Consider the following 19,702-nt stretch of genomic DNA (forward strand, 5'->3'; position numbering starts at 1 on the left):
ATCGATACGGTATAGTTTAAATATATTTAAGCATAACCTTGAGATAAACCATGCAGTTAGTCGACTTAGACCCTTGTGATCAGGATGTGATCAACGTATTTGCTGACATAGATCGACTTATTAGCTCATTATATCCTGTAGCAACTTCACAAGCGCTTACAGTTAATGAGCTTGGTTTACCGGGCGTTTACGCTGTAGGGTTAAAAAATCAAGACGGAATAGTTGCCTGTGGCGCGATAGTAAAGCAATTTGATGGTAGCTGGTATGGCGAAATTAGACGGCTTTACGTAAAACCTAGCTATCGCGGAAAAGGCTTATCACGGCGTATTATGCAAATTCTATTGCACTATGCTGGCGAAGAAGAAATCCCAATCATAAAACTAGAAACAGGACCAAAGCAAATACAATCAATCCATCTTTATGAGAATTTAGGATTTGTGCAATGTGCTCCTTTTGGTGAATACACAGAAAGCCCAAACAGCTTATTTATGGAGCTTGCGCTCAGCTAATACAGCTCTGTTTAAAGCTTTTATTTATCAATTTCAATCCTAACTCGTTACGAGTAGAAATACTTGTTGGACATGAATCACTATTTTTCTTTTAATGCGCGGCAACTAGCCGGTTTGGCATTCATAAATAAAAGAGAAAGATAAATGAAAGAGACAACATCACTTGAACAAGCTCGTACGAGCTACAACGTTCGTCATTGGAGCCAAGGTTTTTTTGGTATTAATGATCAAGGTGATGTGTATGTTGCGCCCAAGGCTGATGCCCCACAGCAAACCATTGCACTAACAGACATTGCTAAGCAACTTGAAGAAAAAGGTTTAAGTTTGCCAGCACTCGTTCGCTTTCCACAAATTTTACACCATCGTGTGCATAGCTTATGTGGCGCATTTAATACCGCAATAGAAAGCTATGGCTATCCAAAAGACTATTTATTAGTTTATCCAATTAAAGTAAATCAACAGCGTGAAGTTGTTGAAGAAATTGTTGCCAGCCAAGCGCAAGTAGAAAAAAAACAGCTAGGTTTAGAGGCTGGTAGCAAGCCAGAGTTATTAACTGTATTAGCGCTGGCTGAAAAAACCAGTGCGGTGATTGTGTGTAATGGCTACAAAGATAAAGAATATGTGCGCTTAGCGCTGATTGGCGAGAAGCTGGGCCATAAAGTGTATATCGTACTTGAGAAACTGTCTGAGCTGGATATGGTGCTTAGCCAAGCCAAAGAACTTAACGTAAAACCGCGTATTGGTATTCGTGTGCGTTTAGCCTCACAAGGCAAAGGTAAATGGCAGGCAAGTGGCGGTGAAAAATCGAAGTTTGGGTTATCTGCTTCACAAGTGCTGTATGTAGTAAACCGCTTAAAAGAAACAGATCAGCTTGATTTAATTCAGCTTGTGCATTTTCACTTAGGGTCGCAAATGGCCAACATTCGTGATGTACGCTTAGGTGTAAGTGAAGCTGCTCGTTTTTATTGTGAATTACGTAAGTTGGGTGCACACATAGAGTGCCTTGATGTAGGGGGCGGTTTAGCGGTTGATTACGACGGCACACGCAGTCAATCACACAACTCAATGAACTACAGTTTAGCTGAATACGCAAATAATATTGTGTACACCATAGGTGATATTTGTAAGCAGTATGAACAGCCTTTTCCTACCATTATTTCAGAGTCGGGAAGAGCATTAACAGCGCATCACGCGGTACTAATTTCCAATGTAATTGGCACCGAAACGTATACACCGGAAGAAATAGAAGCGCCAGCTGATGATGCGCCGCAGTTACTTAAAAATATGTGGATTTCATGGCAACAATTGCATGTGCTTACTGATGACCGTGCATTAATTGAGATTTTTCACGACAGCCAAGGTGATTTAGCTGAAGCGCATAGTCAGTTTGCGATGGGATTATTAGATTTAACTCAGCGTGCATGGGCAGAGCAAATAAACTTACGCGTGTGTTATGAACTTAATAAATTAATGGATAACAAAAACCGTTTTCATCGACCGATTATAGATGATCTGAATGCGCGTTTAGCGGATAAGTTTTTTGTCAATTTCTCATTGTTTCAGTCATTGCCTGACGCGTGGGGTATTGACCAAGTGTTTCCGGTATTGCCATTAAGTGGTTTAACGCAAGCTCCACAAAAACGTGCGGTGTTATTGGATATTACTTGTGACTCTGATGGCGCATTAGAGCATTATGTTGATGGTCAAGGCATTGAAAGTACGTTGCCAGTACCTGAGTTTACAGCAGACAAACCTTATTTAATGGGGTTTTTCTTAGTAGGTGCCTATCAAGAGATTTTAGGCGATATGCATAACTTATTTGGTGATACGCACAGTGCTATTGTAAATATGGATGAGCAAGGTGTTGCTAGCATTACAGAGATTAATCATGGTGATACTGTGGCTGACATGATGCGTTATGTACATTTAGATGTTGAAGGTTTTCAGCAGTCATACGCGCAGTTAGTCAGCGCAAAAATTGCAGCAGATGAACAGCAAAGCGTTTTAGACGAGTTGCAAAGCGGCCTTGATGGCTACACTTATTTAGAAGAGTTATAAGCAATGTCTAGCTTGTTTGGTTGTGTTGACCACTCATTGTACTCAAATGGGATGACGTTTTTACGTCGTCCTATGGTACAAAACATTAACGCGATTGAAGCCGATGTAGTGGTATTGGGTCTACCGTTTGATTTAGCCACTTCAGGGCGCCCTGGTGCCCGCTTAGGGCCTGATGCTATTCGCAGAGCATCGGTACATTTAGCATGGGAAGATACAAAATACCCATGGACATTTCCATTGTTTGAGCGCTTAACCGTGGCGGATGCTGGCGACTTTACTTATCCGGTAGGCGACCCTGAATATTTTACCGCGCAATTAGAAATGGCGGCAGAGCAAATACTTCGCCAAGGTAAAACATTATTAGGCTTGGGTGGCGATCATTTCGTAACGTTACCACTATTGCGCGCACATGCAAAAATTCATGGCAAAATGGCATTAGTTCACTTCGATGCGCATACCGATACCTATAGCAACGGCTCGCGTTTTGATCACGGCACCATGTTTTATCATGCGCCAATGGAAGGGTTAATTGATGTTAATCACAGTATTCAGCTCGGCATTCGTACTGACTTTGATCAAAGCAGGCATGAGTTTGCAGTGATTGATGCCATGCAAGCCAATGATCTGCATGCGAATGATATTGCAGCTCAGATTATTGAGCGAGTGGGTGATTTACCGGTTTACTTAACCTTTGATATAGATTGTTTAGACCCCGCCTTTGCACCAGGTACGGGCACACCCGTGTGTGGTGGTTTAACCTCTGATAAAGTGCTTAAAATCTTACGCGCACTGAAAGGGGTTAATATGGTGGGAATGGATGTGGTTGAAGTATCCCCGTCGTACGACCAAAGTGAGCTTACCGCCATTGCCGCTGCAACGATTGCCAGTGAATTACTGCATTTGTGGGCATTTAAGCATAAATATTAATATGTGTTAATGCAGTTTAAAAAGCGCCAATTTGGCGCTTTTTTTGTATGAAAATAAAAGACTATTAAAACTGCATATTGTGCTTTTTAGCATAAATAAAAAACACCGGAATTTCGATTATGACGTAAGTTAAAAAAGTAAACCAAAACCAATTAACTTCAAATATTAACCAGCTAAATTGCACGCCTGAGTTGTAATAAAGAGTAGATGCAATTAATAGCGTAATGCCTGTTGCAAATAAATCTTGCACCGATACTTTTTTAAAGCTGCTGCCTGCAAAGCGCGGATAAATAAATCCGTAGCCAAGCGTTATCATAATGATAACTAATAACAATAAATTCAGTTCAGGGGTCATTGTGGTTTATATTGCCTCGCATATTCTATTCGCTCTTGGGAACTTGGGTGCGTTGATAAATACTTTAACCAAGCATCATCATAGCTCCCTTCTTGCGCTTGTAAATTCTTTTCCAGTGCTTCAATTGCATCAGCAAAGTCGTGATTAGAATAGCCTAATTTTAAAAGGTTTTTAATCGCATATATATCGGCTTCTTGTTCCATATCTCGCGAAAACGCTTGTTGTAAAAAAGATGAACCAGAGCCAAGCACGACTTCTAATATACCTTCTAAGTCACCAAAAATAACTGCAAATACAACGGTGCTCGCTGCAGCTTGTGCCGCAAGTCGAATGCTGTGATGGTGCTGAACATGACCAATTTCATGAAGTAAAATAGCACGCAGGGCATCAGGATCATTTTTTAATAGATCAACAAGTTCGTCAGTTACTACAACCCGACCATTTGGAAGAGCAAACGCATTAGCTGAAAAATAATCAGACTGATAAAAAGATAGCCTAAACTTTGCACTGTCTAAATTGAGCGAGTTAAGCATTAAACGCCATTGTTGCTGTATTTCTGATTGCTTATTAGTAGAAAGTTGAGAAGGTTCTAATGCGACTTTTTCTATTACACTGAGCGTTTGCTCTCCCATCGTTTCAATTGTCGAGGCAGGTGCTAAGTTAACGCTATAAACGGCTACTGATGGTATTAAGCGGTATAAAATTAACCAAAGTAATAGGGGAATTAGCAGCACGGATGCAACAATAAGAATCTTATTTTTTTCTAAGCGTTCACTGAGTCCATGCTCTTTAAGCGCGAATGGCCACCTAAATTCTACATCTTGAGGAATAAATCGCCCACCATCAGCAAAATTTAACTCTGACGCCATGCCAGGTAACGGGCTATCAAGTTGGCAATCGTCTAAAGTTGACGAAAGTAACGTCGTATTCTCAGAGTCAACAAGTGTTATTTGCTCATGGGAAAGGTGTGCATAGCTTTTAATATGTTGGCTGCTATTAGGGTAATAATAACAGCCAAAAATAGGATAATTACTCATTAGGTGAGTGAAATATCAATATCAAACACATTGGCCGCTTCTTCAGCAAATGATGACTGCTCATTTTGTGCAACATCAATCAACGAAAGTGCGCCGCTATAAATAGTGACTTCAGTAACCGATGCTAACAGCTTTGCTCTGCGTACTTTAGCCCAAGGGTAGGCCAGTCCTAAGGTAAATATAATTGCCAATACATTAGTAAATAGTAAGATGGCATAGTCAATGGCTTTTAAGTTCGAATCAAAGGTAGCGACTTCTGTAAATTCGCTGTTATTAAAAATATGATTTCGAATAAGCGAATGATAAACAGCGCCTACTAGTGTTAAAAACGCAACATACAACGTAGCAATTAATAGCGGCACTACAATTGTCGAAAGGCTAAAGTTTTGTGTGTTTAAGTTATCGATAGTTAAGGCACTTGCACCAGCAAAGAAGCCAAAAATAACTAAGCCACCTATTGCAACTCCTAGGGTAATAAGTGCTGCGATGTAATAGCGTTCGCCCTGAAGATTTACCGTAAGTGGTTTATTTCCATAGCTGATGTTTTCATGCATATATTGATCAATTCGCTTTAATACATACGGCAGTAATAGGTGTAATGTGAATACACTTGCAATAGGCAATAAAACAAAGTTAATAAATGCATCGCCGTAATTACCTGAAAAGGCAAAGCGTACATTACGATGGCGAGTCATACGCATATTAAAACGCAGACCTTGGTTGATGATCCACGGCAATAAAAATAAAAAGCCAATAGCAAATAAAAGGCCTATCGCTGGTGCGAGGCTGCTAAGTAAGGTGTAAATTAAAAATGCGATGACCGCTAAAATGCGTCCTTTTAAAATTTGTATTGGGGTCGCTAGATAGTCAAAGCTATGGCCGTCGATACGCGTATGACCGTAAAAATAACGATAGGTGCGAACTTTTGCCCATGCCGAATAAATTCCGAGAGTAATAATACTCAGCAGTATATTAACAATCCATATACCAAAAAATTCGCCGGCTTTGCCGCTAAATTGTACTTTACCGCTAAAAATAGCAGGGGGTGTTTGATTTGACTCAGATGAAGTTGGGTGTACTGGTTCCATTTTAAAAATATATCCATGTTGTTTTTTGTAAATTTACCTTTTTTAGATAAAAAAAACAATCTTTATAATTAGCTAGCTGATTGTAAGTAGGCTATTTTTATTGCTTTTACTGTTTATGGGGCTGCACTTTAAGTCACCTCTGGTATACTGTGCAGATAATTTAATGGGGCTGTCATGATTTCAAAAAACCAACTTAAACTTATTCGCCAGCTTGGCCAAAAAAAGTATCGCAAGCAATTTAACCAATACTTAGTACAAGGCGAAAAAAATGTACTGGAGTTATTAAATAGTCCATTAAAAGTAAACGATGTATTTGCAACGCAAAGCTTTATTGATAATAACCAAAGCTCATATCCTCAAACGCATTTTATTACAGCGGATGAAGAGCAGCTAACAAAGGCCAGTACTTTGGTAAGTAATAATGCGGCTATTGCAATTATTGATATGCCAAGCACCGTATTACCAGATGAAAACAGTTTAATATTAGCCTTGGATGGAGTGTCTGATCCTGGGAATTTAGGTACCATCATTCGCGTGGCTGATTGGTACGGTATAAAACATATTGTTGCTAGCACTGACAGTGCCGATCCGTATAACCCAAAAACAATTAGCGCCACAATGGGGTCGTTCGTTCGCGTATCGGTAAGCCAAGTTGAATTGCCTGAATACTTATCTACATTAAACATGCCTATTTATGGTGCATTTTTAGATGGCCAAAGTGTGCATAGCACTAAATTTAGTGGCCAAGGTGTATTGCTTATGGGCAGCGAGTCACATGGAATACGCGAGCAGTGTGCAAAATTAGTGAGCAACAAAATAACCATACCGGCTTTTGGCGGTGCAGAGTCGCTTAATGTAGCAATGGCCACGGGTATTATTTTAGATAATTTTAAACGCCAAGCTTAACTTTTTAGCTATTTATGCGTTAAGTTACTTATAGTAAAAAACAATAATAAATCGGTAATAACAATAAAATGCGCTTAAGCACTATTAAATTAGCGGGCTTTAAATCGTTTGTAGAGCCCACTAAAATTCCATTTCCTGACCAAATGACGTGTGTTGTCGGCCCTAATGGCTGTGGCAAGTCAAACGTTATTGATGCGGTGCGATGGGTGCTTGGTGAAAGCTCAGCTAAAAATTTACGTGGCGATGCCATGACCGATGTCATTTTTAATGGCTCTACTAACCGCAAGCCCATTTCGCAAGCCTCCGTTGAATTAATATTTGATAATACCCAGGGTAAGTTACCCAATACTTTTGCTGATCGTAACCAAGTGGCTATTAAGCGTTTGGTGACTCGCGATGGTCAGTCATTGTACTTTCTAAATGGCAGTAAATGCCGAAAACGTGATATTACCGACATATTTTTAGGCACGGGCCTTGGGCCGCGAAGCTACGCTATTATTGAACAAGGGATGATCTCACGTTTAATTGAGAGCAAACCGCAAGAGCTACGTGTTTTCTTAGAAGAAGCCGCAGGGGTCTCTAAATACAAAGAGCGCCGCCGCGAAACGCAAACACGCATAAAAAGCACCAGAGAAAACCTAGAGCGACTGCTTGATGTTCGTCAAGAGTTACAAAACCAGCTTGATAAACTGGCGGTACAATCGGTTGAGGCTAAAAAATATCGCGAACTTAAATCCCAAGAGCGCACCTTAAAGGGGCAAATAGCGGTATTAAAATGGCAAAAACTGCATCAGCAACAGCTCGATAAAAGTGCGCAAATAAAAAAGCTGGATGACCAAATCAGCTTCTTTAAAACGGCGCATTCAGGCCATGATGATGTTCTGGCAAGCCTTGATGCTCAAGTGCAAGCTCAACAAGATAAACTCGATGATGCACAGCAACAGCAGCATCATACGCATACTGAATTGACTCGCAGCGAACAGCAGCAGATTAGCATTAAGCAACAAACGCTTTCACTGAAACAAAATTTAGCCAAGTTAGAGCAACAAAAAAACCAAAGTGAAGAAGTCAAAACGCAGCAACAAAGTCTTTGCCAAGAGTTAGATGACAACTTGCAACAGGCTGTAGAGCATAACTTAATGTGTAGCGAGCAGGTTATAGAACTTACCGATGAGGTTAATCGGCTGCTGGAGATTAAAAATGCCGACACGTCACAGTGGCAATCACTAACAGAAGACTATCAAAAATTAAATAATCAGCAGCTAGCGCATGCAAATGCAGTAAAACATACAGAGCAGAAAATCAGTTATGTTAAGCAACAACTAACGCAGCTTGATGAGCAAATAGATGAGTTAAAACGCAGTGAGATAGAGCAGCAATTAATTCAGCAACAGCAGCACAGACAAACGCTAACAGAGCAGCTGGCTAACGCGCAAACTGCTCATAGTAGAGGTCAAAGTGCTCAGGCAATACAGCAGCAACAGCTTGATGAAGCTCAGCAGCAATGGCAGCATTTATCTCAGCAAGTTAATGAACTAAAAGCCGGTATAGCAGGGCTAAAAACTACCCTTGGACTTGAAAAAAACAGCGATAAAACTTTAACTTTATTCAAGCAGTTAACTGTTCAGCCTGGTTATGAGTTTTTAGTAGAGCAGGCGCTGTCATCACTTGAGCATATTTATGTTTCACCAGGTAAAGCAGAAAATAGCACGTGGCAAATACCCTCACAGTCTGTGGCAAGCAATAGTATTGCTGCCTTTATTAGCGCTGGTATCTACCCAGAGTTATTAAACCATATTGCTTATGATGCCGAGGGTCAAACACACCATCTTAACGATGCCAGTTATATTGCAGTGATGGACAAGCAAGGAGCGTTACATGGTCGAAATTGGCATCTTAGTGGCGAAAAAAATGCAGAAAATTCCTTATTATTAATGCACAAAAAGCTCAAGCAGCAAGAAACCTTACTTGAGCAACAACAACAGGCATTGACGGACGCACACTCCACACTTGAAGAACATCAAGCGCAAGCTGTATTAATAACCGAGCAGCAAAATGAGCGCAAAGACACTATTCATCAATTAGCACAACAACTTGCTGTAGCAACAACGCGTGGTGATATGCTCAAAGCGCAAGCTGATCAACATCAGCAACAGGTGACGAAATTACAACAACAACGTCAGCCACTGCTAGAACAACAGCAGCAGTTAACTGAATTGTTGGGCGAAGAGCTTGATAAAAATGAACAGCTTGCAGAGCAGTTAGAGGCCTTAGCTGTAGAGCTTAACCAAGCCGATAGCACACGAATAAATAGTGATGAAGGTTACAAACAAGCTTTAAATAATGCTGAACAGTATAAAACGCAAGCACATCAGGCAAACCTTAATGAGCAAAAAGTGCGTAGTGAGTGGCAGCTCAGTCAAACCAAGTTGAACCATGCCGAACAAGCATTAACAATGGCTGTAGAAGGAACGCAAGAGCTAATAGAGCAAATTGAGGCGTTACTTATTCCTGAGCAAGAGCTTGCACTAAGTATTGAACAATTATTAGTACAGCACCAACAAGGCGAACAAACCCTTGTGGATATTCAACAGCAGTTAGCTCAAGCAAAACAAGAATTACAAACCAAACAAGCGAGTTTAAAAACGTCACAAACTGAGCTGGTGGCATTACAGGAGCAACACCAGAAGCTGAGCATTGAAGAGCAAAGCCTATTAATAAAAGCGCAAGCGGTACTTGAGCCACTTAGCGAGCTTAATCAAAATTTAAAACAGGTTTTAGCAGAGCTTCCTGCAGAGTTGTCATTAAATGCAGCGCAAAATCAACTTGCTGGAGTCAGTAATCAGCTAGAGCAACTAGGAGCCGTTAACCTTGCAGCCATTGATGAATTTGAACAAGCTAAGCAAAGAAGTGATTATTTAAATAATCAGCTGGATGATTTAACGCAAGCATTAACAGCATTAGAAGGCGCTATTCATAAAATAGACCGTGAAACCAAAACGCGCTTTAAGTCTACCTTTGATCAAGTGAATCACGATTTTGGCCAGCTTTTCCCTAAGGTGTTTGGCGGCGGCAGTGCTTACTTAGAATTAACCAGTGACGATTTACTCGAAAGTGGTGTTAGTATAATGGCAAGACCTCCGGGTAAAAAAAATTCGACAATTCATTTGTTAAGTGGTGGAGAAAAAGCGCTGAGCGCATTATCATTGGTGTTTTCTATATTCAGGCTCAATCCAGCTCCATTCTGTATGCTGGACGAGGTAGATGCCCCATTAGATGATGCCAATGTGGTCCGTTTTTGCCGATTGGTTGAAGAAATGTCACAATCTGTGCAGTTTATTTATATAAGCCATAATAAAATTGCAATGGAAATGGCGGGTAGATTAACGGGTGTAACCATGGCAGAGCCAGGCGTGTCGCGCATGGTTGCTGTAGATATTGAACAAGCGGTGCAACTTGCACATGCATAATTTTATAGTCATTTGCTAGTTGTTTTGGGTAAAATGATGGCAGTTAGGCATATTAATAATAAAAGGTGAGGGGATGGCCGAAGAATTAAGATGGGTTTTAATTGTGATCAGTGTGTTTGTCATTGGTGGCTTATTAATACACGGTTTGTGGTCAGTAAGAAAAAAAGAGAATGCTGAACTCCCTGCAAGCGAGCGAGTTGAACCTGTTCAAGAACAGCAGCCTTCATCTGTGCATACTGAGCCACAAGAGCCAACGTTAGCGCAACGAGAAGAGCCACAAATGAGTGAGTTAAACTTCAGTGCTGATGAGCCACAAATAGATGTTAGCCCAGCTGATACAGCTATTGAAGATGACCTTGAAGTGGTAACCGAAGAGGCTGTTGATACACAACAAGACGCCCCTAAAGATGTTTCAGACTTTGTGATTGTGCATATTCAAATGCCAGAAGGACTGACCATGCAAGGCAGTAAATTACTGCCAGCAGTTAACACGCTAGGTTTTAAATATTCAGAAGAAGGCTTTTTTAATCGCCATCTAGACCCTGCAGGCCAAGGGCCGGTGTTATTTAGACTGGTAAATATGTATAACCCTGGCACGTTCGATATTGATAATATGGAACAGTTTAGTACCGCAGGCGTGAGCTTATTTATGACTCTACCATGTGATGGCGATGGCCTTGCAGCGTTTAATATGCTGCACAGCGCCGCTAAGAAGCTAGCAGATGAATTTGGAGCTGAAATCTTGGATGCTGAGCGAAACGAAATGACGGTAGAGCGTATTCGTCAATATGTTGAGCAGGTTCGCGCATTTTCTGCGTAATATACGCATAAGTTAAATTTTGTAAGCCACTGGGCGTTCACTCGTCAAAGTGGCTTTTTTTATGTTTTTGAGGTCTACATGGCAAGCAGCATTAGTGAGCAAATTAATCATCTTCGTACCACGCTTGAGCAACACAATTATAGTTATTATGTGCTTGATACACCCAGCATACCCGATGCCGAATATGATCGCTTATTACGTACTTTGAGCGAATTAGAAACCCAGCACCCTGAGTTTTTAACCTCCGATTCACCTACTCAAAAAGTAGGTGGGGCGGCGCTTGCCAAGTTTGAGCAAGTAGCACACCAAGTGCCTATGTTGTCGCTTGATAACGCTTTTGGTGAAGACGAATTCAATGGTTTTAATCGTCGTATTAAAGAGCGTTTAATGAGCACTGAAGAGCTTACATTTTGCTGTGAGCCTAAACTGGATGGCTTAGCGGTATCGATTATTTATCGCGATGGGGTATTAGTGCAAGCAGCGACTCGTGGCGATGGTTTTACTGGCGAAAATATTACCCAAAATGTAAAAACAATTCGCAATGTGCCATTAAAGTTACGCGGTGATGATTACCCGCGTGAGCTTGAAGTGCGCGGTGAAGTGTTTATGGATAGCGCGGGCTTTGAAAAATTAAATGCCGAAGCAGAAAAGCGCGGTGACAAAGTTTTTGTAAACCCACGTAATGCGGCAGCGGGCAGTTTACGCCAGCTAGACTCAAAAATTACCGCAAAACGGCCACTGATGTTTTATGCCTACAGCACCGGATTGGTCGCCGATGGCACATTACCTGAAGATCATTACCAGCAACTTGCCAAGCTTACCGACTGGGGATTACCACTGTGTCCAGAAACAAAACTAGTTGAAGGCCCAAAGGCCGCGCTTACCTATTATAATGACATTTTAACGCGCCGTGGCGAGCTAAAATATGAAATAGATGGCGTGGTAATAAAAGTAAATAAAAAAGCCCTACAAGAGCGCCTAGGCTTTGTTGCGCGTGCGCCGCGCTGGGCTATTGCTTATAAGTTTCCGGCACAAGAAGAAATAACACACTTACTAGACGTAGAGTTTCAAGTAGGGCGTACTGGGGCTATTACCCCTGTTGCGCGACTAGAGCCGGTATTTGTTGGTGGTGTTACGGTATCGAATGCAACGCTGCATAATGCTGATGAAATTGCCCGTTTAGGCGTAAAAGTGGGCGACACTGTGATTATTCGTCGCGCTGGGGATGTGATCCCACAAATTACCCAAGTAGTGCTTGAACAACGCCCAAGCGATGCAAAAGAGATTGTGTTTCCAACTATGTGCCCAATTTGTAACTCGCACGTTGAGCGGGTTGAAGGTGAAGCTGTTGCACGTTGTACAGGCGGCTTGGTATGTCAAGCACAGCGCCAACAAGCGATTAAACATTTTGCCTCACGTAAGGCTTTAGATATTGACGGCTTAGGCGACAAAATTGTTGATCAATTAGTTGACCGAGAGCTGATCAAAACCCCTGCGGATTTATTTATTTTAAAGCAGGGACATTTTGAATCACTTGAACGAATGGGACCAAAATCAGCAAAAAACTTAGTTGCGGCGCTTGATGATGCTAAAACCACTACCTTAGCAAAGTTTTTATATTCACTGGGTATTCGTGAAGTCGGTGAGGCCACAGCTCAGAATTTGGCTAATCACTTTTTAACGCTTGAAAACGTGATTGATGCCAGCATTGAACAACTAATAGAAGTAAGCGATGTAGGTGAAATAGTGGCGAAGCATGTTCGCGGCTTTTTTACTGAAGAGCATAACCTGACAGTGGTAAACGAATTAATAGCGCAAGGAGTAAACTGGCCACAGTTAACAGCGCCATCAGAGCAAGAACAGCCGCTAGCGGGTTTAACTTATGTGCTAACTGGGACGCTTAATACGCTTAATCGTAATGATGCAAAAGCGCGCCTACAACAATTAGGCGCCAAGGTTTCTGGCAGTGTTTCAGCAAAAACAGATGCCTTAGTGGCGGGCGAAAAAGCCGGCTCTAAGCTCACCAAAGCGCAAGAGCTTGGTATAGAAATACTGACAGAGGATGATTTAATTACTTTGTTAGAGACTCATAATGGCTAGTTTTACAAATATACTTAATACCTTGTTAATTGACCTAGGCCAATGGTTACAGGGCTATTTGCCGCATTTATCACTGCTTTTAATGGTGTGCTTAGTGTCGCTGTATGCGGATGACATTTTAAAGTTAACCAAAGGCGTCGTAGCTAGGCGCCACTTTATTATTAGGGTGGCGTGTTTTGTGTTGATAACTGCGTTTGGCTTTGGCTTGTTAGTGGTGTGGTTAAGCCCACTGCTAACTAAAGCTTTACTGTTTTTTGGCACTAAGTGGTTAGCGCTTACCTTATTAGTGGCATTTTTTATTTTGGGCACTATTGCCGATAGGAAAAATCAGTTGTGAGTCGATATGGGCCTGAATACTGGGATAAATATGGAAGCTATCGTACACCATTCGCATTCCACTTGAGTATTTTAGTGCTACTGCGTGCCTATTTTATTTGGGTGATAGCCGCGTTGAGTCGTCGACCTGAGCTTGATTTAATGTCATTGTTTTTTAAGTCAAAAGATGATTTTTTTATTGCTATAGCGATCGGTGCAGTAGCGATTGTACCTACTATTTTATTTTGTTTACGCAGACCAAGAGACTCGCATCAAGCTACGCAGCGCTTGGCGCGTATTTGGCGGTATATGCGTTGGCCGCTGATTGCGTGTGCATTAATTGATTTGTCGTGGTTAAGTATTCAGGCAGCCCATAGCCATTATCGCTTCTCATTGTTTTTAGCTGTGCAAATGGTGATTGTATTATGGGTGTTGTGGTATTTGGCAAAAAGTCGTTACTTAAGCGTTTTCTTTAGTGATTGGCCCGAGCCGACAGAAAAAGCAACTGATAAAAAGTAAGAGGGCTTATGCATAGTATCAATAAAAAAATAGCATTAGTAATCGCTTTAATAGGGCTCGTAATTATAGCGTGTGGCTACTTTTTTTCTTTAGGGGAACACCTTTGGTTTAAAGCTGCCTTAGTTATGTGGGTTGTGGTGTTTTGTTCGTGTTGTTACCGATTAACGCCGTTGTTTAAAATGCGCAATCCGCTGCGTAATTTTATTCAACGCGATGCGCAGCACTTATTTGTTTTTAGTTTAACAGGGCTGTTTGATAAAAAAAATGGCCCGCATTGGTTAGTCATCAGTAATATTGAGTCGATAGAAATAAGAAACGATGAACTAATAGTGCACAGTAATAATGACAGACAATTAAGCGTGAGCATTCCTGGCAGTCAAGCCCAATTGCATGCCTATGTAAGCCGTATACTTACAGCAACAGAAAAGCACACTATAGTCTTTAGATAGCGTTGATCGTGGTATTAGCCACAGGCGTACCAGACTACAAGTAAATGATTGCTAGTTAAATTAATAACGTAATGAGGTTGTTATGTTGAAGTGGAACGATATTGTTAATTTTGCCAACCATGGTAATCCAACACCGGTTCGAAAAGTGGTTAAAACAGATCAGCAATGGCGCGAACTGTTAAACGAAGAGCAATATTATGTGACCCGTAAAAAGGGAACTGAACGACCAAATAGTTCGAGTAGTTGTACCTTGTTAGAGCCAGGTAAGTATGTGTGTGTTTGTTGTGACAACTTACTATTTGATGCAGATGAAAAGTTTGATAGTGGCACCGGCTGGCCTTCATTTACCCAACCGGCAACTGAGGAAGCGATTGGTTATGTCATGGATAATAGTCATGGCATGGAGCGAGTTGAAGTTGTTTGTAATGTGTGTGATGCGCATTTAGGGCATATTTTCCCTGATGGGCCACTTCCTACTGGTTTACGCTACTGTGTAAACGCACTGGCAATGAAAAAGCTCTAGGGCCTGTTGACCTTTCAAGGTTAAATTTGCAGCGGTCTGTTTGGGGTTTAGGCAAGGCAGCGCCTATGTGGTGTGGTTACTCACCATAAATAGGCGATAACGCAGCATTAATGCCAAACAGGCTCTAACTAATCTCTAGTTTCATTTCTTTAGCAATCTGAAGTAGTTTATCGAACCGCTCTGATTGCTCTTCTGCTAAGGGAGATTTTTTTAATAGTTTAAAGCACTTTTGGGCCAACAGACTATTGAAAGAGTCACCATGTTTTTTTGACTTATCCACTAAACATTGCAATAAATTAAGCGCAATACTTGGATTGTGTGGCATGACTCTAAATGCTTGGCTGAATGCCTCTAAGGCAACATTTAATTGGCCGCGCTCAAACTGCTTAACAGCATGATTATTGAGCTCTTTCGGCCCCATTTTAATATCACGTCTTTCACTTTGCTGTTGCTGTATATAACGCAAGTAAGTAGCATCGCTTCTACTTGGGTGACGTTCGCAATGATCAATTATTTGGCTAAATAGCGCTTGCGCCTTTTGGTGAAAACCTAATTCATGCAGTGCTTTTGCTTTGTCTAGGGCACCATCTACTGAACGTATTTGAGTATCGCTGTCATCAAGTTGCTCAATGAGCTGTTTCGCTTTTTTATGTTCATCTTTTAAATAATAAAGGCGTGCATTGAGCACATCGATTTGAGTTTGCGCATTACTGGTTGGGAATTGTGTTTTTAGCTCATTAATATATTTATTTGTTTGACGAGAGATCCTGTTTATTTGGTCGGTTTGATCTGTGGTCAATGCAAAATCAATCCCAGCACGAGCAGCATTTAAATAAATGTCTGGGCTATCATGCATAGAGTACTTAGCATAAGTGGCAATATCTTTTTGAGTTAAGTAGCTGGTTTCATAATCTCTATTAATGAGCGATACGCTGTTCAGTGATTTTTGACGGTCTATATTACGTGGAGCAATATGTGTCGCTTGGCTTAAAAAGTCTTGGGCTAAATCAAATTGGTTTAGTTTTATTTCTAAACGCCCCAATAAGTCTAAGGCTATAAGTCGAGTCTCATTACGTTCAAGCATTGTTTTAAGCATGCGCTGAGCTAAAATATGCTCATTGTTAGCAATTAAGGCTTCTACCAATCCTACTTTTGCCCATGCAAACTTTTGCATATTCAAAACTGACTTAAAAAAATCTTTCGCTTCTTGGTTTTGTTTTAGCGCCAGTAAAATATTGCCTTTTAATCTAAGTAGAATAGGGCTGTATTTATTACTTTTATCGAGTTGGGCATTAATTTGTTTCAATGCTTTAGACTGGTTATCGTCATCAATTAAAGTGTATATAGCTTTTAAGTCGCTTTTACGTTTGAGAATACGCTCTATGCGCACTCTTAACTCTTGTACAGAGAAGGGTTTTACTAAAAAGTCATCGGGTTGAAGTTCTAATACACTGTGAACTAACTCTCCGCTAGTTTCCGCAGATGTAAAAATAAACCCAGTAGAGTGTTTTATTAATGCTTTAGCGCGTAATTCTTCATAAAGCTGGTAGCCATCTTGGCGTTTGCTTAGATTAAAAGAGCAAATTACCAAGTCAAATTCTTCATGTAAGCATTGTTCTTTTGCCGCTAGAGCATGATCTGCAAAACGCATATGTCCAAAGCCAATTTTTTCGAGCGACTGTTTCATGTAGCTTTGAGCAAGTGGTTGCTCTTCTACAATCAGTATTTTTGCTTCATTGAAAATATTTTTAGACATTGGCTTAAGCGTAATTGAATTTAACACAGACTATAATCAACAGTTTAGACGCTTACAAGGTAATTTAAAGATTCGTCTCGAAGATGAGAGCTTATTAAGCAAATTAATTCTAAAGGTTTATATTTTTACCTTAAAAGAGCTAAAAACCCATTTAAAGTAAATGAATAGCACGCGTAATAAAGTAAGTTTAAACAAAATGATTTTGGAGATAATAAAACTCGAAAGATAAATTTTTGGTATGTGATTGGAATACTGATTTTTTGAAACCGAAGAATTACTTGGTAACGAATTTCTAAATGGTAATTAATACTGAACTTGAACTAAAAGAGTGGAGGATAATGAATATTAAAATGGAAGGTGGTACTGGAGGATTTAGATTTTTGTAATATGCACCATTCAAAGAATGGTGGGTCGTACTGGACTTGAACCAGTGACCCTCGCCTTGTAAGGGCGATGCTCTCCCAACTGAGCTAACGACCCATATTACAAATTTACACATGTAACTATTTATATAATAAATTTTTATATGTGGTGGGTGATACTGGACTTGAACCAGTGACCCTCGCCTTGTAAGGGCGATGCTCTCCCAACTGAGCTAATCACCCACATATAAATTAATCAAAACTATTATAATAAATAGTACTGGACTTTAACCAGTGAACTTCGCCGTTACTTGTAAATAGCGCTGATGCTCTCTTTTTCTAACTGAGCTAATCACCCATTTAGACATCTTGTAATATGCACCATTCAAAGAATGGTGGGTCGTACTGGACTTGAACCAGTGACCCTCGCCTTGTAAGGGCGATGCTCTCCCAACTGAGCTAACGACCCATATTACAAATTTACACATGACTATTAACATAATAATAGATTTTATATGTGGTGGGTGATACTGGACTTGAACCAGTGACCCTCGCCTTGTAAGGGCGATGCTCTCCCAACTGAGCTAATCACCCACATATAAATTAAAACGCTACTATTAAAATAAACAGTACTGGACTTTAACCAGTGAACTTCGCCGTTACTTGTAAATAGCGGTGATGCTCTCATTTCTTGTAACTGAGCTAACGACCCATATTACAAATTTAAACATGTAACTATTTATATAATAAGTTTTTATATGTGGTGGGTGATACTGGACTTGAACCAGTGACCCTCGCCTTGTAAGGGCGATGCTCTCCCAACTGAGCTAATCACCCACATATAAATTAAAACGCTACTATTAAAATAAATAGTACTGGACTTTAACCAGTGAACCTCGCCGTTACTTCTAAATAGCGGTGATGCTCTCATTTCTTGTAACTGAGCTAACGACTCATATTACAAATTTAAAACGAATAGCTACTTATATAATAACAGTTTTTATATGTGGTGGGTGATACTGGACTTGAACCAGTGACCCTCGCCTTGTAAGGGCGATGCTCTCCCAACTGAGCTAATCACCCACATATAAATCAAACTAAACTATTATAAAAATAGTACTGGACTTTAACCAGTGAACCTCGCCGTTATTTGTAAATAACGATGACACTCTCTTATTTCTAACTGAGCTAATTACCCATATAGAACTTAGATACGACACATTAGAATGTGGTGGGTGATACTGGACTTGAACCAGTGACCCTCGCCTTGTAAGGGCGATGCTCTCCCAACTGAGCTAATCACCCGCATCTAAACAACACCACATTGCTGCGTTGTTGTGGGGCGCTATTATAGATAGACTTGTAAATGTGTCAACACTTGAATGATAAAAATGTGCTGAATGAAGCTTTTATAATCAATGCAATGCAAATAGTGTTCACTTTATCAACAAGGTAACATAAAACGAACAATAAGCAGCTTTGGCTGGGGGTTAATATAACTATATTTATATTCACTAGATAGAGTTCTGTTGCTTTTTAAGGATGAAAATTAATACAATTTAGTGGTAATTGATTTGCCGAGTCAGGGTTGCAACCAATAAATCAAAGTAAAGTTTTCTAGTTCAGATCATCCTGCCTATGTTATTCAATTGTTTAAACCACTCAAATTAGCAAGTTGTTTATCGCTTAGCATAGTTAAGCTTTACAATTAGCATTTAATAAAATCCAGCTAGGCTATGATGGAAGTAGGCCCGTTTTAGGAGAAAAGCAGTGATAACTCAATTTGCATATAAATGTATACCTTTTGAGTCCGATGTGAATAGGTGCTTTTAGTATTATAGGGTCGTTATGCTCAACTCAAACTTAAATGTGGCACACTTAACGAAGCTCATTGTTACTAAGTAGTATGAAAATCTACTTTTTAGCATGTATGATAGCCAGTTTGTTGAAAATTAAACCATTTAAATAATGTCGCACAAAAAACTGTTGACTTTATTTTGGGGGGTGCATAGAATGCGCCCCGCACTAAGCGATACACGACGTGGTTATCACCGAGCGTATTGAATAAGTTGGGGCTATAGCTCAGCTGGGAGAGCGCTTCGCTGGCAGCGAAGAGGTCTGCGGTTCGATCCCGCATAGCTCCACCAATTTTTAGTGTTTGTCCTAGGGTAGCAGTTTTCTGTGTCCCCATCGTCTAGAGGCCTAGGACACCGCCCTTTCACGGCGGTAACAGGGGTTCGAATCCCCTTGGGGACGCCACTTAACTTTTTAGTTAAAGGCGGTTTTACCGAGAAAATAGCGTAACACATAAAGCTCGAGTCTTTATTTGTACTATACGCCATTACCTTAAGAGCTCAGGATGTGAGTTAAACTAATCAATCGTCCTAGTGACACTTTTTAGTGTCCCCATCGTCTAGAGGCCTAGGACACCGCCCTTTCACGGCGGTAACAGGGGTTCGAATCCCCTTGGGGACGCCACTTACTATTATACAGTAGGGTAGTGTTATT

At 40.6% G+C, this 19,702-nt stretch carries 15 protein-coding genes and 10 tRNA genes; 14 read left to right on the forward strand and 11 right to left on the reverse strand.

The features are described 5' to 3' along the window. The first annotated feature begins 50 nt into the window (after positions 1-50). From DK924_RS04065 to speB, 3 genes are all read left to right on the forward strand, one after another. The gene (locus DK924_RS04065) at positions 51-509 is read left to right on the forward strand and encodes a GNAT family N-acetyltransferase (RefSeq protein ID WP_109874392.1); all 459 of its coding nucleotides are present in this window, start codon (positions 51-53) and stop codon (positions 507-509) included. 144 nt (positions 510-653) lie between these two features. Then, positions 654-2,567: a biosynthetic arginine decarboxylase gene (gene speA, locus DK924_RS04070; RefSeq protein WP_109874393.1), complete on the forward strand. Its 1,914-nt coding sequence runs from the start codon at positions 654-656 to the stop codon at positions 2,565-2,567. 3 nt (positions 2,568-2,570) lie between these two features. Continuing rightward, positions 2,571-3,494: an agmatinase gene (speB, locus tag DK924_RS04075; RefSeq protein ID WP_010388380.1), complete on the forward strand. Its 924-nt coding sequence runs from the start codon at positions 2,571-2,573 to the stop codon at positions 3,492-3,494. 64 nt (positions 3,495-3,558) lie between these two features. Here the strand turns inward: speB and DK924_RS04080 are convergent, their stop codons facing one another. The 3 genes from DK924_RS04080 to DK924_RS04090 are packed head-to-tail and all read right to left on the reverse strand — an operon-like array spanning position 3,559 to position 5,974. Then, entirely contained in the window at positions 3,559-3,849 is a 291-nt protein-coding gene (locus DK924_RS04080; protein ID WP_008115202.1) for a hypothetical protein, read from the reverse strand. After that, complete coding sequence (locus tag DK924_RS04085) at positions 3,846-4,886, reverse strand: M48 family metallopeptidase (protein ID WP_109874394.1); 1,041 nt, start codon at positions 4,884-4,886, stop codon at positions 3,846-3,848. The genes DK924_RS04080 and DK924_RS04085 overlap by 4 nt, the downstream gene beginning before the upstream one ends. Continuing rightward, complete coding sequence (locus tag DK924_RS04090; protein WP_075169561.1) at positions 4,886-5,974, reverse strand: YjgN family protein; 1,089 nt, start codon at positions 5,972-5,974, stop codon at positions 4,886-4,888. The genes DK924_RS04085 and DK924_RS04090 overlap by 1 nt, the downstream gene beginning before the upstream one ends. A 174-nt stretch (positions 5,975-6,148) precedes the next feature. On the opposite strand from DK924_RS04090, the gene DK924_RS04095 reads away from it, so the two are divergent. The 8 genes from DK924_RS04095 (at position 6,149) to msrB (ending at position 15,076) form a co-directional block, all read left to right on the forward strand. Further along, positions 6,149-6,880, forward strand: coding sequence for an RNA methyltransferase (locus DK924_RS04095; protein WP_010388385.1), 732 nt, complete (start codon positions 6,149-6,151; stop codon positions 6,878-6,880). Positions 6,881-6,948: 68 nt separating this feature from the next. Next, the gene (locus DK924_RS04100; protein WP_109874395.1) at positions 6,949-10,350 is read left to right on the forward strand and encodes a chromosome segregation SMC family protein; all 3,402 of its coding nucleotides are present in this window, start codon (positions 6,949-6,951) and stop codon (positions 10,348-10,350) included. 73 nt (positions 10,351-10,423) lie between these two features. Beyond that, complete coding sequence (gene zipA, locus DK924_RS04105; protein WP_054202488.1) at positions 10,424-11,170, forward strand: cell division protein ZipA; 747 nt, start codon at positions 10,424-10,426, stop codon at positions 11,168-11,170. 78 nt (positions 11,171-11,248) lie between these two features. Next, positions 11,249-13,270: an NAD-dependent DNA ligase LigA gene (ligA, locus tag DK924_RS04110; protein WP_109874396.1), complete on the forward strand. Its 2,022-nt coding sequence runs from the start codon at positions 11,249-11,251 to the stop codon at positions 13,268-13,270. Then, positions 13,263-13,607 carry a DUF3392 family protein gene (locus DK924_RS04115; protein ID WP_008115215.1) on the forward strand — a complete coding sequence of 115 codons (345 nt, stop codon included), beginning with the start codon at positions 13,263-13,265 and terminating at the stop codon, positions 13,605-13,607. The genes ligA and DK924_RS04115 overlap by 8 nt, the downstream gene beginning before the upstream one ends. Beyond that, complete coding sequence (locus tag DK924_RS04120) at positions 13,604-14,104, forward strand: DUF2919 domain-containing protein (RefSeq protein ID WP_010388389.1); 501 nt, start codon at positions 13,604-13,606, stop codon at positions 14,102-14,104. Before DK924_RS04115 ends, DK924_RS04120 begins: the two co-directional genes overlap by 4 nt. Before the next feature lie 8 nt (positions 14,105-14,112). Next, entirely contained in the window at positions 14,113-14,553 is a 441-nt protein-coding gene (locus DK924_RS04125; RefSeq protein WP_010388390.1) for a hypothetical protein, read from the forward strand. 82 nt (positions 14,554-14,635) lie between these two features. Next, on the forward strand, positions 14,636-15,076 hold the full coding sequence (gene msrB, locus DK924_RS04130) for a peptide-methionine (R)-S-oxide reductase MsrB (protein ID WP_008115220.1): 441 nt from the start codon (positions 14,636-14,638) through the stop codon (positions 15,074-15,076). A 124-nt stretch (positions 15,077-15,200) separates the two neighbouring features. Here msrB and DK924_RS04135 read toward each other — a convergent pair whose 3' ends face one another. From DK924_RS04135 to DK924_RS04175, 8 genes are all read right to left on the reverse strand, one after another. Then, positions 15,201-16,832 carry a response regulator gene (locus tag DK924_RS04135; protein WP_021033161.1) on the reverse strand — a complete coding sequence of 544 codons (1,632 nt, stop codon included), beginning with the start codon at positions 16,830-16,832 and terminating at the stop codon, positions 15,201-15,203. Positions 16,833-17,236: 404 nt separating this feature from the next. Next, positions 17,237-17,312: transfer RNA gene (locus DK924_RS04145), tRNA-Val, on the reverse strand. Positions 17,313-17,361: 49 nt separating this feature from the next. Beyond that, positions 17,362-17,437: transfer RNA gene (locus DK924_RS04150), tRNA-Val, on the reverse strand. 150 nt (positions 17,438-17,587) lie between these two features. Then, positions 17,588-17,663: transfer RNA gene (locus DK924_RS04155), tRNA-Val, on the reverse strand. 49 nt (positions 17,664-17,712) lie between these two features. Continuing rightward, positions 17,713-17,788 (reverse strand) — tRNA-Val (locus DK924_RS04160). Between the two features lie 167 nt (positions 17,789-17,955). Beyond that, positions 17,956-18,031: transfer RNA gene (locus DK924_RS04165), tRNA-Val, on the reverse strand. A gap of 170 nt (positions 18,032-18,201) precedes the next feature. Then, positions 18,202-18,277: transfer RNA gene (locus tag DK924_RS04170), tRNA-Val, on the reverse strand. A 146-nt stretch (positions 18,278-18,423) separates the two neighbouring features. After that, positions 18,424-18,499, reverse strand: a tRNA-Val gene (locus tag DK924_RS04175). 766 nt (positions 18,500-19,265) lie between these two features. Here DK924_RS04175 and DK924_RS04180 point away from each other — a divergent pair. The 3 genes from DK924_RS04180 (at position 19,266) to DK924_RS04190 (ending at position 19,672) form a co-directional block, all read left to right on the forward strand. Next, positions 19,266-19,341, forward strand: a tRNA-Ala gene (locus DK924_RS04180). Between the two features lie 36 nt (positions 19,342-19,377). Continuing rightward, a tRNA-Glu gene (locus DK924_RS04185) sits at positions 19,378-19,453 on the forward strand. Positions 19,454-19,596: 143 nt separating this feature from the next. Beyond that, a tRNA-Glu gene (locus tag DK924_RS04190) sits at positions 19,597-19,672 on the forward strand. Positions 19,673-19,702 lie beyond the last annotated feature (30 nt).

The organism is Pseudoalteromonas sp. meg-B1, assembly GCF_003173795.1.
Classification (GTDB): Bacteria; Pseudomonadota; Gammaproteobacteria; order Enterobacterales; family Alteromonadaceae; genus Pseudoalteromonas; species Pseudoalteromonas undina.

Excerpts from the sequence above, each read along its gene's own strand:
- DK924_RS04065 (WP_109874392.1), top strand. The coding sequence starts at position 51 with ATGCAGTTAGTCGACTTAGACCCTTGTGATCAGGATGTGATCAACGTA.
- speA (WP_109874393.1), top strand. The coding sequence starts at position 654 with ATGAAAGAGACAACATCACTTGAACAAGCTCGTACGAGCTACAACGTT.
- speB (WP_010388380.1), top strand. The coding sequence starts at position 2,571 with ATGTCTAGCTTGTTTGGTTGTGTTGACCACTCATTGTACTCAAATGGG.
- DK924_RS04080 (WP_008115202.1), bottom strand. The coding sequence starts at position 3,849 with ATGACCCCTGAACTGAATTTATTGTTATTAGTTATCATTATGATAACG.
- DK924_RS04085 (WP_109874394.1), bottom strand. The coding sequence starts at position 4,886 with ATGAGTAATTATCCTATTTTTGGCTGTTATTATTACCCTAATAGCAGC.
- DK924_RS04090 (WP_075169561.1), bottom strand. The coding sequence starts at position 5,974 with ATGGAACCAGTACACCCAACTTCATCTGAGTCAAATCAAACACCCCCT.
- DK924_RS04095 (WP_010388385.1), top strand. The coding sequence starts at position 6,149 with ATGATTTCAAAAAACCAACTTAAACTTATTCGCCAGCTTGGCCAAAAA.
- DK924_RS04100 (WP_109874395.1), top strand. The coding sequence starts at position 6,949 with ATGCGCTTAAGCACTATTAAATTAGCGGGCTTTAAATCGTTTGTAGAG.
- zipA (WP_054202488.1), top strand. The coding sequence starts at position 10,424 with ATGGCCGAAGAATTAAGATGGGTTTTAATTGTGATCAGTGTGTTTGTC.
- ligA (WP_109874396.1), top strand. The coding sequence starts at position 11,249 with ATGGCAAGCAGCATTAGTGAGCAAATTAATCATCTTCGTACCACGCTT.
- DK924_RS04115 (WP_008115215.1), top strand. The coding sequence starts at position 13,263 with ATGGCTAGTTTTACAAATATACTTAATACCTTGTTAATTGACCTAGGC.
- DK924_RS04125 (WP_010388390.1), top strand. The coding sequence starts at position 14,113 with ATGCATAGTATCAATAAAAAAATAGCATTAGTAATCGCTTTAATAGGG.
- msrB (WP_008115220.1), top strand. The coding sequence starts at position 14,636 with ATGTTGAAGTGGAACGATATTGTTAATTTTGCCAACCATGGTAATCCA.
- DK924_RS04135 (WP_021033161.1), bottom strand. The coding sequence starts at position 16,832 with ATGTCTAAAAATATTTTCAATGAAGCAAAAATACTGATTGTAGAAGAG.